Genomic DNA, 11936 nt, shown 5'->3' with positions numbered 1-11936 from the left:
GTGCCACCAAATCTCGATCAAGCAACATTGATAAAGACCGGAACGGAGATGGCATATGTCTGACGAAACAACGGATTGGTTCGGGCCAGAGGCTGCAACCTTCGGCGACCGCGTGGCCGCCGCCCGCGAAGCCGCCGACATGACACAGGCGCAACTGGCACGCCGCCTTGGGGTGAAAAAATCCACCCTGATTGGTTGGGAACAGGATCTGTCAGAGCCACGCGCCAACAAACTGTCGATGGTTTCGGGCCTGCTGAATGTATCGATGTCCTGGCTGCTGACCGGCGAGGGGGAAGGTATGTCCGAGCCTGGCGACGTTGAGCTTGAGGTGGGGGATTTTGCCGGTATACTGCAAGAGCTACGGGCGCTGCGCAATGATATGCGCAGCAGCTCTGAGCGCGCCGCCCGGTTGGAAAAGAGACTGCGCACGCTGATCCAAAGCGCTGCCAGTACATGAGGTCAAGGTGATGACACAAGCGCCTGAAAGTCATGAGCATCGTTTGAAGCGCCTGAAAATGCGCTCCATGCGTCGTGGCATCAAAGAGATGGACATTCTCTTGACTGCCTATGCTGACGCCAATCTGGGTTTAATGGATGGCCCGAGGCTGGATCTCTATGATCAGCTTCTGCATGAAAACGATCAGGATCTTTATCAATGGGTGACCGGCCAGGTCACCCCGCCCAGCCCCTATGCAGATTTGATTAACCACGTCGCCCAAACGCATCAAACTAAATAAAAAACCAGCTTAACGCATTTTTGGGAAATTTTCTGCATTATCTCCTGAGCAAACTCGAGTCGGAGACGCGTATGAGCATGGAATTACCAATTGGCCAGCAGGACCGCAAAGGGTTCATGACTGGCTACCTAGAAGCGCTGGCGCTGGTGGAACGTCTTCACCGGTTGTTGCTGGATGTTATCAAGGATGAATTTGAACGCGTCGGCGTTCTGGAAATCAACGCAGTGCAGGCACTGCTCTTGTTCAATGTCGGCGACAATGAAGTCACCGCCGGTGAACTCAAGAGCCGTGGGTATTATCAGGGCAGCAATGTCAGCTATAATCTGAAAAAGCTGGTTGAGCTGGGCTATATGCACCATCAGCGCTGTGAAATTGACCGTCGTTCTGTTCGGGTTCGTCTGACACCGCGCGGTCGAGAGATCCGCGATATTGTTGCGGGCCTCTTTGCACGCCACGCCGACGGCCTGGAAGGCAAGGATGTTATCAGCCGCGAAGGCATCGCTGACATCACAAGCTCGCTCAAGCGGGTGGAACGGTATTGGTCGGATCAGATCCGCTATATCTACTGAACACAGGCTTTGGGGCGACATGTCCCATGGCACAGACAGTATGGCAACATGCTGAAGGTCATATTGGGCAGGCGCAAGAATTGCTCCGTTCAACACGCGATACGACCTCGGATCAGCTGGGAAACAGTTGAGTCCAGACTTGAAGAATTCGGGTTCGCCACAAGACGCACCGCCTTGGTCCTGAGGGGACCGGCGGTGCGTTTTCATATCTGCGATAGCGCAGGTACTGCCACCCAATAATCGCAGCAGCAATGGGGGGCTTTTGCACCTGGCCTGGGCCTTACCAGTGGCCAGTGTTTTCCATGCTGGCCCAGGGTTCTGCCGGCTCCAAAGATTCGCCGTTTTGCAGCAGCTCGATTGAGATATTGTCGGGCGAGCGGATAAAGGCCATATGGCCATCACGCGGCGGACGGTTGATGGTGATCCCATTGTCCATCAGGAACTGGCAGGTGTCATATATATTATCGACACCATAGGCCAAATGGCCAAAATGACGGCTGTCGCTTGGCAGCCCATCATCGCCATCCCAGTTGTATGTCAGCTCCAGCGGGGCTTCTTCCTGACCCGGAGGCGCCAGATAAAGCAGCGTGAAACGCCCTTTTTCGCTGTCATAGCGGCGGGTTTCGCGCAGGCCGAGCAGTTCGTAGAACGCCATGGATTTTTCCAGGTCTTTCACCCGAACCATTACGTGCAGATAGGTAAGCGCCATATGCGGTGATCCTTACAAGTTGGAACACCCGTTTCTGCAGTTGTTCTTGATCTGACAGAATCGGGGGTGTGCTGTAGTTTTCTAAAACTATCATAACTATAGGCGAAGACAGATTGATTCGCAGGGGGGGCTGGAACCGGGGCGCCGCATTGACAGGCCAATCAACTTGCCTTTGGCTGACAGGCGCAGCTATAGCTGTCCCATCTAGTGATGAGCGTCAGAAAAGGGGATCCCTGTGCAGCAATATCACGCGGCCTTGCGGCAAATTCTGGAAACCGGAGTGTCCAGCAGCGACCGCACCGGCACTGGTACTATCTCTTGTTTTGGCATGCAGGCGCGCTATCCGCTGGAGGATGGGTTTCCACTGGTCACCACCAAAAAACTGCATCTGCGCTCGATCATACATGAGCTGCTTTGGTTCCTGTCGGGCGATACGAATATCAAATACCTCAAGGACAACGGGGTTTCGATTTGGGATGAATGGGCCGATGAACAGGGCGATCTCGGGCCGGTCTATGGCCATCAATGGCGGCGCTTTCCCAAGCTGGAGCTGATCCCGGGCACGACCGGGGATGAGCCAGTCTACAGGGCGGGGTCTGTCGATCAGATCGCCGATCTGGTACAGATGATCAAGACCAGCCCCGACAGCCGCCGCCTGATCGTTTCCGCCTGGAACCCGGGTGATGTGCCGGATATGGCGTTGCCGCCCTGCCATACCCTGTGGCAGGTGCGTATCCTGGGGAACAAATTGCATTTGCAGCTTTATCAGCGCTCGGCAGATATGTTCCTTGGGGTGCCGTTCAATATTGCCTCTTATGCCTTGTTGCAGCTGATGCTGGCCCATGTCACCGGCTATGAGCCTGGGGATTTCATTCATACCCTTGGCGATGCGCATATCTATTCCAATCACCGCGAACAGGTGGCCCTGCAACTGTCCCGCCAGCCAAAGCCCCTGCCGCAGATCCGGATCAAGCGGCAGGTCAGCTCTATTTTTGATTTCACCTATGATGATTTTGAAGTGCTGAACTATGATCCCGACCCAGGGATCAAAGGCCCCGTCGCGGTTTGACCGCCCGCCGGGGTATTGCCGCCATCCCATATACCACGCACCGGTTTTAACCGGGTGCTTCAGCTTCAAGGCAGACCAGCACGATGATTACCCTGATTGTTGCCCGCGACCGCAATGGCGCCATTGGCAAGGACAATACCATTCCTTGGCACGCTCCCGAAGATCTGAAGGCCTTTCAGCGCGAAACCCTGGGTGGCGCCTTGATCATGGGGCGTAACACATGGCAGAGCTTGCCGGTCAAGCCCTTGAAAAACAGGCTGAACCTGGTTGTGTCGTCTGACCCTTCTGCCGCTGACACGGTCCATGACAGTGTAAGTCGCGCGGTGGCAGCGGCCTATGCCCAGGGCTATCGCCGGATCTATGGCATTGGCGGTGCCGGGATCTACCAAGAGATGCTGTCCCTGGCAGATCGTTTGTTGATCACCGAGGTTGATCTGGCAGTTGCTGAGCCCGACACATTCTTTCCCGAGTTTGCCGAGGCGGATTGGCAGCGCCTAGGCGAAACAAAACTACGCCCAGCCGATCCTGCCTGCGTCATGGTGGAATACCTGCGCCGCATAACGACGGGCTAGGCCTGTCGCGTGCCGTCGCAACGGTGGCTGGGGAGCATTAGAACCTTCGCGGGGGTGCTTAGGCAGGCCGGATTTCGCCTGCCATTTGCCGACCATCTCGCCCCTCGGTCAGTTCATAATCGACCTTCATGTTATCTGCGAGCCCAGTTAGGCCGGATCGTTCGATCTGCGAGATGTGAACAAAAACGTCACTGCCGCCGTCTTTGGGTGTGATAAAGCCAAACCCCTTGCTGGTGTTAAACCATTTCACGGTGCCACTTGGCATTTGCCGTGCCTCCTTCTAACTTATGCGCTGTTCTGGTGCGATCCCAGGACCGATCCAGAGGTAATCTGGGCTCTGTGATACCAGCGACCTATACGCGTAATGCTGCGAATGGCTTTGCAGGTGACCCCGGATGCAACTTTTGCATGTGGAAAAAATAAATCAAGTGGGTAAGTTTCATGCTTCTTAAGATAGATCCTTTCCCCGACCAAAGAGAGATCGAGCAATGATCCTATACGGATTGAAAAACTGCGACACCTGTCGCAAGGCGATGAAACAGCTGCCGGATGCCAGATTGGTTGATGTCCGCGCCGAGGGCGTGCCGCCCGAGGTTCTGGCAGCAGCCCTGGCGCAGTTTGGTGAGCGGCTTGTGAATACGCGCTCAACCACTTGGCGCGGGCTCAGCGCTGAAGAACGGGCCAGCGCCCCGCTGGAGCTGCTCCAACAGCATCCTGCCCTGATGAAGCGCCCCTTGATCCAATCCGGATCAGAACTGGCCCTTGGCTGGGACGAAGCCACCCAGGCAGTCCTGGGGCTGGCCTGAGGTGAAGTTTGCCAAAGGCGCCGCTGCGGGGGCAGGGCGCCTTTGGGGTGTGGTTCTGCTCGTGGCCTTAGCTCGGGTCGGCGGGGATCAGGCGGCGCAGTAATGCATCTAGTGACAGGGGACCCGCACCCTTGACGATCAGGACCAGCAGTAGAAAGCTCCACATCAGGCGTTGGTCAACCAGGCCAATGCTGCTGTCGAACAGACGGCCCAGCTCAACCCCGTGGCCGGTGACATCCACCAAGGTTTGCACCCAGATGAAACCAAGGGTGCCAAGCGCCGCAAGGCGGGTGATCAGCCCCAGCAAGATCAGCGTCGGCAGCACATATTCCGCCAGCGTACCGGCAAAAATGATCAGTCGTTGAAGCAGGTTCAGCTGCGAAACATCATAGAGCGCCGCCTCGGCGGCCTTGGGGAAAATCTGCGCAAAGGCCCCGGCCGATGGCGAAAAGATCGACCCTTCGATCTTAAGCCCGGCTGAATTCCAGTAGTAAATCAGCAGCACCGCGACAAACACCAGTCGTGCCAGGGTGGGAAGGATTAAATCCGCAGACCGATCCAGCCGATCGGCCTGGGTCTGATATATCGAGACAACTGCGTGCATGTCTTTACCTTTTGCTTTCTAGTCCGGTGATGGCACCGCCCTGCAACAGCAGGGTCAGCGGCAAACTCAAATCAAAATCGGCGTCTGTCGCAGTGGCACGCTGCAGTGCGGCACCAATGCTGGCCCCCTGTTGCATGGCGTCCAGCCAGACTGCGCCTGCGGTGGATAACAGATGCGGTACCGGATCAAATTCCGGCCGCGTAATCAGCACCGCCTGCGCCCCGGCCTGGGGGGCAGGGGCCTGCGGTTCGGTGTTAAAGCGCCAGATCGCCTCTATGGGCCAGGGCGATTGCAGCAACCGCAGGGCTGGGGCAAAGATAAGACGGCTTGCCAGTAGCGCGTCTTCTGACAGGTTGGCCAGAATCTCGGGCGCAATTGGTGTTGCATCGGCTGCGTGGTAGGCGTGGCGCAGGGCCAATTCCAGGCGGGCCACATCGCCGAGATAGCCGAGATGGCTAAGCTGTGGCATCTCCTCAAGGAAACTTGGAAATTCAGCGCCGTAAAACATCATCAGCGGCGAACTGGGGGGATGGGCGCGTAGGAAAAGCCGCGACAGTCCGTTCATGTTTTCCGTTCCCAACAGTTTTGTGATGACCGGAAAGGCGCTGTGCATCGCCTCGCGAAGCGAGACGGCGATATTGTTGCGATAGACGGAAAACCGCCGCCCGGCGCCGCCGCCGTCCTGATCCACCAGACCAAGGGGAATGGGCAGGCTTGCATCCCGCATCGCCCGGGCAAAGGCATCTTGGGATACCATAGCCGCAGGGGCGTGGCTTTGCTTGCAGCGGCTCATGCCCGGACAGCCGGTCTGCTGGCTGCGGCGGGAAGATGCCCCAGCGCAAAGGCAGCGCGCTCGGCTTCGGCGGCCAAAAGCGGCCAGTCGGGCACATCGGTATCCCATTCTATCAGTACGGGTTTTGGGCCAGTGCGTTCCAGAGTGTAATCCAGCAGCGCCCAGACCGGATCGACAACCGCGCAGCCGTGACTGTCGATCAACAGTGGGCGCCCCTGATCATCCGTGTCGCTGTCATGGCCGCCAAGGTGAATTTCCCCCACTCGCTCCAGGGCATAATCATCAATATAGCCCTGTGGTGAAAAGCCGAGATTATTGGCTGAGACAAAGACATTATTCACATCCAACAGCAGCCCGCAGCCGGTGCGGCGGCTGATCTCTGTCAGGAACTCGGGTTCTGACCAGGTGCTCTCGGCAAAAGCGAGGTAGCTGGAGGGGTTTTCCAGCAGCATCGGCCGACCAATTGCAGCCTGCAACTGATCAATATGATCGCAGACGCGGCTTAGCGTGGCACCGGTATAGGGCAGTGGCAGCAGATCATTGTAGAAATGCCCCTCATGGGTCGACCAGGCGAGATGTTCGGAAAAGCTGGCGGGTTCCAGCCAGGCCAGCAGTCGTTGCAGCCGGGCCAGGTGGGCTGTGTCCAGTGCGGCCTCGCCGCCGATCGACAGGCCAACCCCATGTACTGAAATTGGAAATATTTCGGCCAGATGACGCAGTTGCGCCAGTGGCCGCCCGCCCTCGCCCATGTAATTCTCGGCGTGGATCTCCAGCCATTGCACCGGGGCGGCATCTGCCAGAATTTGGGAAAAATGCTGCGGCTTGTACCCAACACCAGGGGCGGCTGGCAGGGCGTTGAGGGACGGGGCTGGGGAGGTGGCAGCTGTCATGGCGGGGCTCGTGTTGTGGCTGCGGCAAGGGGGCCGGGGCGGATCCTTGGGGAGCGGCAGATGGTTGGCCGTTTCGCACGACAAGGGGGGATTAGGTGAAAAGGGCAGCATCCCTGCGCTGCCCTTTTGTATGTTGGTCAGGCGATATGTTGTCTGGTCAGCCCTTTAGGCCGGCAGATCGCGTTCCAGCGGTTCCAGAGATCCACTGCGTTCGGTGCCATCGGGCGCGGCGGGCAGGTCGAGATCTGCGCAGGTGCCGGCATCGACCAGCGTCCACGCGTTGCCTTGGTAGTCGACAGTAGAGGTGCCTGCACAGGTGGTGCCGGGGCCTGCTGCACAGTCATTCTGACCGGCAAGCGAGACGCCATAGCATTTCTCCTTGGTTGCAGCCGCTGCAGGCAGGCTGGAGGCCGCGGTGAGGGCAGCTGCGATGGCTCCGGCAACGGCGAGAGACTTGGATGGGTTCGACATCTCTTAAAATCCTTCTGGTTGGTGACGACATGCAGAGCCTAACTCGTTGTGAGAACGAGCTTAAATCACGAGAGCGTGTCTCACGGCGGCGTCAGGCACTGTGAGGGGATTGTAACAGATTATTACCTGAAAACAGGAGGAATCTGCGGCCTGAACAGCAAAACGGCCCCCGATTGGAGGCCGCCTCGTGGTCAAAAGGTGTTAAATGTTACAGCAGATCCGGGGCGGTTGCCTCCAGCGCCAGCGCCTTTGTAACATTCTCGAGACTGTCGACCCGGGTTTGCTTTTCCCCCAGACGGCGGATCGATACCGTGCGCTCTTCGACTTCACGGTGGCCAATGGCCAGGATCACCGGCACCTTGCCAACCGAATGTTCGCGGACCTTGTAGTTGATCTTTTCATTGCGAATATCGGCCTCGGCGCGCACACCCACGGCCTGCAACTGGGCGACGACCTCTTGCACGTAGTCATCCGAATCCGAGGTGATGGAGGCGACAACAACCTGACGCGGTGCCAGCCAGAAGGGCAGCTTGCCCGCGTGTTCTTCGATCAGGATACCGATGAAACGTTCAAACGAACCAAGGGTCGCGCGGTGCAGCATAAAGGGCCGGTGCTTGTTGCCATCGGTGCCGATGAAGTTGGCCTCCAGGCGTTCCGGCAGGTTGGGATCCACCTGCAGGGTGCCGCACTGCCAGTTGCGGCCAATGGCATCCGTGAGGGTGAACTCCAGCTTGGGGCCATAAAAGGCGCCTTCGCCTTCCAACAGCTCATAATCATAGCCAGCGGCCTTGCAGGCATCGCCGAGGGCCTTTTCGACCAGATCCCAGCTTTCGTCGCTGCCAATGCGTTTTTCGGGACGGGTCGACAGCTTGATGGTCCAGTTGTGGAAGCCGAGATCGGCATAGACCTTGGACAGGAAGGCGATGAATTTTGCGGTTTCGGACTCGATCTGATCTTCGGCGCAGAAGATATGGCCGTCGTCCTGGGTAAAGCCGCGCACCCGCATGATACCGTGCAGGGCACCAGAGGGTTCATAGCGCGCGCAAGAGCCGAATTCCGCCATGCGCAGGGGCAGGTCGCGGTAGGATTTCAGACCCTGGTTGAAGACCTGAACGTGGCAGGGGCAGTTCATCGGCTTCAGCGCGTTCACCGCCTTTTCGCGTGCGTGGTCTTCGTCGACTTCGACGATGAACATGTTTTCCTGGTATTTGTCCCAGTGGCCAGAGGCCTCCCAGAGTTTGCGATCCACAACCTGCGGGGTGTTGACCTCGACGTAGCCGTCACGTTCCTGCATGCGGCGCATATAGTCCTGCAGGGTGGTGTAGATTTTCCAGCCATTGGGGTGCCAGAAGATTTGGCCCGGGGCCTCTTCCTGCATGTGGAACAGCTCCATCTCGCGGCCCAGCTTGCGGTGGTCGCGTTTGGCGGCCTCTTCCAGCATGTGGAGATGCGCCTTGAGCTTTTCCTTGCCGGTGAAGGCAACACCGTAGATCCGCTGCAGCATGGCGCGGTCACTGTCGCCGCGCCAGTAGGCACCGGCGATGGACATCAGCTTGAAGGAATCGCCGGGCAGCTGGCCGGTGTGCTGCAGGTGGGGGCCGCGGCACAGATCCTGCCAGTCACCATGCCAATACATGCGCAGGGGTTCGTCGCCGGGAATGGCATCGATCAATTCGACCTTATAGGGTTCATCATTGGCGGTGTAGAAATCAATCGCGCGCTGGCGATCCCAGACCTCGGTGGTTACCGGTTCACGCTTGTTGATGATCTCTTTCATCTTTTTCTCGATCACGCCGAGATCTTCAGGGGTGAAGGGGGCTGCGCGGTCGAAATCATAGTACCAGCCGTTGTCGATCACCGGGCCGATGGTGACCTTGGTGTCGGGCCAGAGTTCCTGCACGGCGCGGGCCATGACATGGGCCAGATCGTGGCGTATCAGCTCATTGGCCTGCGTCTCATCCTTGAGAGTGTGCAGGGCGATGGTGCCGTCACAGGTGATCGGCCACTGCAGATCCCAGTGCTGATCGTTGAAGGTGGCGGAGATCGCTTTCTTGGCCAGCGAGGTCGAAATATCGGCGGCCACTTCGGCGGCGGTGATGCCGTCTGCATAGCTGCGCGCGTTGCCATCGGGGAATGTGAGAGAGATTTGGGCCATGGTTTGGCTGCTCCTCGTCGGTTTGGCGCCCACTGAACGCCCGGTTGCGGGTTATGTGATTATGGGCTGATTTCGCAGGTGCGCGTTCCACTGTCAAGGCGGCGAGGGGCCAGCCCCTCGCGCTCCCCGGGATATTTGCGGCCAAATGAAATGGAATAGGCCTGTGCTGCTTTAGTCTGGCTGTGGGATGGGGACGCCCTGCCGGATCATGCGGGAATAGTCGGCAGCAATTCCATGTGCCTGGGCGCGGGCGGTGATCCGGCCTTTTTGGGTGAGTTCAGACAATGGCAGCGCGGTGGCCAGAACACCCATGTCATAGGCATATTCCGGCAGGTAGCCATTGGCCATGATGCGCCAGTCCAGTGGTACTTCGCCCAGGATGGTACGGATCAGCTGAAACACCACGGTGGTACAGTTGGTCGAGAGCGAGTTATACCAGCGCGGCGTCTCCGCCAGTTGGTTGGAGGCCGCCACATATTGCAGCAACAGCGCGCGGGCCTGTTTGGGGCCTGTGTTGAGGCGGTAGAGCTGGACGTCTTCGCCGCGGGCATTGGTGCGGGTGCCGACGAGGTCGCGTTCATCTGCGGCTATGATCGCCAGGGTATTGGATTTGAACATATCCGCGAGGGGAGAAAAGGCGCCGTCCTTTTGGCGCCGGACCTCTACGGACCAGGCGATCTGTTCGCCATTGGCAAAGCCAAAGCTGACGATCATATGCGCGATTGTCTTGCCAGCCCAATAGGACATGAACAGATCGACGGTGTCTAGCGTATCGAGATCATAGTGGCGCTGTTCCCAGTGTGGATCAAAATCTGTTGGGCTGCGCCAGGTGAAATTGCGCAGGTTGGTCAGCGTCAGCTGGGAGCCCTTTATTTCGCCGGTGACTTGGCGCGCCACATCCGGGGCCCAGTCGCGGCTGGCAGGCGGAGTGAGGCTGATCCACCAGGTCAGCACCGCCGCCAGGGCCAGGCAATAGGTGGCCAGGGCGCGTAGGCGGCGGGGGCGAAACAGGCCGCAGATCACCGCCAGTCCAAGTAGCGCAAAGCCAACCGCCAGCCCCAGCCGCAGGCCTGGCGCCAAGGGGAGCCGATACCACAGGGCCAGCACCGCCCAGGCGCTGGAGAGGGCAATGGCAAGAGACAGCAGAACCAGAAAACTGTGGTGGAGTATGCGTGTCATGGGGCCCTCCGGGCGGTCGCAGGTCAATCGCCGCAGCCTAGGGGCAGGCCCGTTTGGGGGCAAGCCCGTCAGCGCATAGGTGATTTTGGCAATTGCAGCGCTGTCGCCTGCATGGCACATCTTGGGCACTGAAGGGGAGACGAGGAATGGCTGGAACAGAGTTTCTGAAGACCGCGCAGGGGCGTCAGATCGCCTATCACAGGCATGCGGGGGCCGGGCCGACGTTGGTGTTTCTGGGTGGGCTGAAATCTGACATGCAGGGCACCAAGGCACTGCATCTGGAGGCCTGGGCCCTTGGCCGTGGCCTTGGGTTCTTGCGCTTTGATTATTCGGGCCATGGGGAGAGCTCTGGCAGTTTTGAGGCGGGCTGTATTGGCGATTGGCACCAGGATAGCCTGGCAGCGATTTCGGAGCTGACGACCGGGCCATTGCTGATTGTGGGGTCTTCCATGGGGGGCTGGCAGGCGCTGTTGCTGGCACGGGCCATCCCGGAGCGCATCTGCGGTATGGTAACCATCGCGGCGGCCCCCGATTTCACCGAAGATGGCTATTGGCAGAGCTTTAGCGCAGCGCAGAAATCCGCGCTGGAGAGCCAGGGCTATGTTGAAATGCCCAGCGACTATATGGAGCCCTTCCGCATCAGCAAACGGCTGATCGAGGATGGTCGCGATCATCTGGTGCTGCGGGCGCCGCTGGATCTGCCCTTTCCGGTGCGCTGCTTGCAGGGCACGGCGGATACGGCTGTTTCCACCGAAACTGCATTGCGCCTGTTGCAACATGCCAGCGGAGCTGACATCCGTCTGACCCTGGTCAAGGATGCCGATCACCGGTTTTCGGACGAGACTTGTCTTGCCCTTATCGAGGCTTCTGTCGCAGAGTTGCTATAGGTTCGCCGGGCCTGTCCTGCCGATCTTGGCCGAGGGCCCGGGTGGATGAGTTGGAGTTTGAAAATGACCATGGAGCAACGCATCAGCCTGATCACCCTGGGGGTGCCGGATCTGGACCGGGCCGCAGCATTTTATGCGGCTTTGGGGTGGCAGCGCACTGAGAGCCCGGATGGGGTGGTGGCCTTTGATCTGATCTCGCAGACCCTGGGGCTATACCCGCTGGAGAAGCTCGCCGAGGATATCGGATTGCCGCTAGAGGCGCTTGGCACCGGGGCGATGACCCTGAGCTATAATACCCGCAGCCCAAGAGAGGTCGACGACGTGATGGCGCTTGCGATGGCGGCGGGGGCCGAGGTGCTACGCCCGGCGGGCGAGGTCTTTTGGGGCGGCTACATTGGCTACTTTCGCGCCCCCGATGGCCATATCTGGGAAGTGGCGCATAATCCCTTTTCGCCGCTGTCGAAACAGGGCGCCTTTCGTTGGGATGGATACTGA

At 58.9% G+C, this 11936-nt stretch carries 16 protein-coding genes; 8 read left to right on the top strand and 8 right to left on the bottom strand.

All coding sequences use genetic code 11. The features are described from left to right. Positions 1-55 precede the first annotated feature (55 nt). The 3 genes from ACN0VH_RS04110 (at position 56) to ACN0VH_RS04100 (ending at position 1306) form a co-directional block, all read left to right on the top strand. Positions 56-457, top strand: a complete 402-nt coding sequence (locus tag ACN0VH_RS04110) for a helix-turn-helix domain-containing protein (RefSeq protein ID WP_278920879.1) — start codon at positions 56-58, stop codon at positions 455-457. Between the two features lie 10 nt (positions 458-467). Continuing rightward, positions 468-737 (top strand): FAD assembly factor SdhE, encoded by a 270-nt coding sequence (locus ACN0VH_RS04105; RefSeq protein WP_278920878.1) that lies wholly within the window; start codon positions 468-470, stop codon positions 735-737. A 71-nt stretch (positions 738-808) separates the two neighbouring features. Further along, positions 809-1306, top strand: a complete 498-nt coding sequence (locus ACN0VH_RS04100; RefSeq protein WP_232400642.1) for a MarR family winged helix-turn-helix transcriptional regulator — start codon at positions 809-811, stop codon at positions 1304-1306. A gap of 280 nt (positions 1307-1586) precedes the next feature. Here the strand turns inward: ACN0VH_RS04100 and ACN0VH_RS04095 are convergent, their stop codons facing one another. Further along, on the bottom strand, positions 1587-2015 hold the full coding sequence (locus tag ACN0VH_RS04095) for a VOC family protein (RefSeq protein ID WP_278920877.1): 429 nt from the start codon (positions 2013-2015) through the stop codon (positions 1587-1589). 235 nt (positions 2016-2250) lie between these two features. Between ACN0VH_RS04095 and ACN0VH_RS04090 the strand changes: the two genes are divergently transcribed. Both ACN0VH_RS04090 and ACN0VH_RS04085 read left to right on the top strand, forming a co-directional pair. Next, on the top strand, positions 2251-3084 hold the full coding sequence (locus ACN0VH_RS04090; RefSeq protein ID WP_417699595.1) for a thymidylate synthase: 834 nt from the start codon (positions 2251-2253) through the stop codon (positions 3082-3084). An 83-nt stretch (positions 3085-3167) separates the two neighbouring features. Continuing rightward, positions 3168-3656, top strand: a complete 489-nt coding sequence (locus ACN0VH_RS04085; protein WP_278920875.1) for a dihydrofolate reductase — start codon at positions 3168-3170, stop codon at positions 3654-3656. 58 nt (positions 3657-3714) lie between these two features. Here the strand turns inward: ACN0VH_RS04085 and ACN0VH_RS04080 are convergent, their stop codons facing one another. Further along, positions 3715-3921: a cold-shock protein gene (locus tag ACN0VH_RS04080; protein WP_278920874.1), complete on the bottom strand. Its 207-nt coding sequence runs from the start codon at positions 3919-3921 to the stop codon at positions 3715-3717. 223 nt (positions 3922-4144) lie between these two features. Here ACN0VH_RS04080 and ACN0VH_RS04075 point away from each other — a divergent pair, with 223 nt between their 5' ends. Continuing rightward, positions 4145-4462, top strand: coding sequence for an ArsC/Spx/MgsR family protein (locus ACN0VH_RS04075; RefSeq protein ID WP_417699594.1), 318 nt, complete (start codon positions 4145-4147; stop codon positions 4460-4462). Positions 4463-4529: 67 nt separating this feature from the next. On the opposite strand, the gene ACN0VH_RS04070 is transcribed toward ACN0VH_RS04075, so the two are convergent. The 6 genes from ACN0VH_RS04070 to ACN0VH_RS04045 form a co-directional block, all read right to left on the bottom strand. Further along, positions 4530-5066 (bottom strand): DoxX family protein, encoded by a 537-nt coding sequence (locus ACN0VH_RS04070; RefSeq protein ID WP_278920872.1) that lies wholly within the window; start codon positions 5064-5066, stop codon positions 4530-4532. A 4-nt stretch (positions 5067-5070) separates the two neighbouring features. After that, positions 5071-5859, bottom strand: coding sequence for an HvfC/BufC family peptide modification chaperone (locus tag ACN0VH_RS04065; protein ID WP_417699593.1), 789 nt, complete (start codon positions 5857-5859; stop codon positions 5071-5073). Next, positions 5856-6749, bottom strand: coding sequence for an MNIO family bufferin maturase (bufB, locus tag ACN0VH_RS04060; RefSeq protein ID WP_417699592.1), 894 nt, complete (start codon positions 6747-6749; stop codon positions 5856-5858). The genes ACN0VH_RS04065 and bufB overlap by 4 nt, the downstream gene beginning before the upstream one ends. A gap of 165 nt (positions 6750-6914) precedes the next feature. Continuing rightward, the gene (locus ACN0VH_RS04055) at positions 6915-7220 is read right to left on the bottom strand and encodes a BufA1 family periplasmic bufferin-type metallophore (RefSeq protein WP_278920869.1); all 306 of its coding nucleotides are present in this window, start codon (positions 7218-7220) and stop codon (positions 6915-6917) included. Between the two features lie 208 nt (positions 7221-7428). After that, on the bottom strand, positions 7429-9375 hold the full coding sequence (gene thrS, locus ACN0VH_RS04050) for a threonine--tRNA ligase (protein ID WP_417699590.1): 1947 nt from the start codon (positions 9373-9375) through the stop codon (positions 7429-7431). Positions 9376-9546: 171 nt separating this feature from the next. Beyond that, a complete protein-coding gene (locus ACN0VH_RS04045; RefSeq protein WP_417699589.1) occupies positions 9547-10554 on the bottom strand; it encodes an Lnb N-terminal periplasmic domain-containing protein in 1008 nt (335 codons plus the stop codon). A 146-nt stretch (positions 10555-10700) separates the two neighbouring features. Here ACN0VH_RS04045 and ACN0VH_RS04040 point away from each other — a divergent pair, with 146 nt between their 5' ends. Beyond that, entirely contained in the window at positions 10701-11441 is a 741-nt protein-coding gene (locus ACN0VH_RS04040; RefSeq protein WP_417699587.1) for an alpha/beta fold hydrolase, read from the top strand. Between the two features lie 69 nt (positions 11442-11510). After that, positions 11511-11936 carry a VOC family protein gene (locus ACN0VH_RS04035; RefSeq protein WP_278921433.1) on the top strand — a complete coding sequence of 142 codons (426 nt, stop codon included), beginning with the start codon at positions 11511-11513 and terminating at the stop codon, positions 11934-11936.

Origin of the sequence: Pseudophaeobacter sp., from assembly GCF_048267565.1 — a bacterium.
GTDB classification, from domain to species: Bacteria; Pseudomonadota; Alphaproteobacteria; order Rhodobacterales; family Rhodobacteraceae; genus Pseudophaeobacter; species Pseudophaeobacter profundi.
Note: the sequence above shows the minus strand (reverse complement) of the source record. Positions and strands in the feature narration are given on the sequence as shown.

What these genes read in the sequence shown, in the direction of transcription:
- ACN0VH_RS04110 (WP_278920879.1), top strand. Translation starts at nt 56, where the DNA reads ATGTCTGACGAAACAACGGATTGGTTCGGGCCAGAGGCTGCAACCTTC.
- ACN0VH_RS04105 (WP_278920878.1), top strand. Translation starts at nt 468, where the DNA reads ATGACACAAGCGCCTGAAAGTCATGAGCATCGTTTGAAGCGCCTGAAA.
- ACN0VH_RS04100 (WP_232400642.1), top strand. Translation starts at nt 809, where the DNA reads ATGAGCATGGAATTACCAATTGGCCAGCAGGACCGCAAAGGGTTCATG.
- ACN0VH_RS04095 (WP_278920877.1), bottom strand. Translation starts at nt 2,015, where the DNA reads ATGGCGCTTACCTATCTGCACGTAATGGTTCGGGTGAAAGACCTGGAA.
- ACN0VH_RS04085 (WP_278920875.1), top strand. Translation starts at nt 3,168, where the DNA reads ATGATTACCCTGATTGTTGCCCGCGACCGCAATGGCGCCATTGGCAAG.
- ACN0VH_RS04080 (WP_278920874.1), bottom strand. Translation starts at nt 3,921, where the DNA reads ATGCCAAGTGGCACCGTGAAATGGTTTAACACCAGCAAGGGGTTTGGC.
- ACN0VH_RS04075 (WP_417699594.1), top strand. Translation starts at nt 4,145, where the DNA reads ATGATCCTATACGGATTGAAAAACTGCGACACCTGTCGCAAGGCGATG.
- ACN0VH_RS04070 (WP_278920872.1), bottom strand. Translation starts at nt 5,066, where the DNA reads ATGCACGCAGTTGTCTCGATATATCAGACCCAGGCCGATCGGCTGGAT.
- ACN0VH_RS04065 (WP_417699593.1), bottom strand. Translation starts at nt 5,859, where the DNA reads ATGAGCCGCTGCAAGCAAAGCCACGCCCCTGCGGCTATGGTATCCCAA.
- bufB (WP_417699592.1), bottom strand. Translation starts at nt 6,749, where the DNA reads ATGACAGCTGCCACCTCCCCAGCCCCGTCCCTCAACGCCCTGCCAGCC.
- ACN0VH_RS04055 (WP_278920869.1), bottom strand. Translation starts at nt 7,220, where the DNA reads ATGTCGAACCCATCCAAGTCTCTCGCCGTTGCCGGAGCCATCGCAGCT.
- thrS (WP_417699590.1), bottom strand. Translation starts at nt 9,375, where the DNA reads ATGGCCCAAATCTCTCTCACATTCCCCGATGGCAACGCGCGCAGCTAT.
- ACN0VH_RS04045 (WP_417699589.1), bottom strand. Translation starts at nt 10,554, where the DNA reads ATGACACGCATACTCCACCACAGTTTTCTGGTTCTGCTGTCTCTTGCC.
- ACN0VH_RS04040 (WP_417699587.1), top strand. Translation starts at nt 10,701, where the DNA reads ATGGCTGGAACAGAGTTTCTGAAGACCGCGCAGGGGCGTCAGATCGCC.
- ACN0VH_RS04035 (WP_278921433.1), top strand. Translation starts at nt 11,511, where the DNA reads ATGGAGCAACGCATCAGCCTGATCACCCTGGGGGTGCCGGATCTGGAC.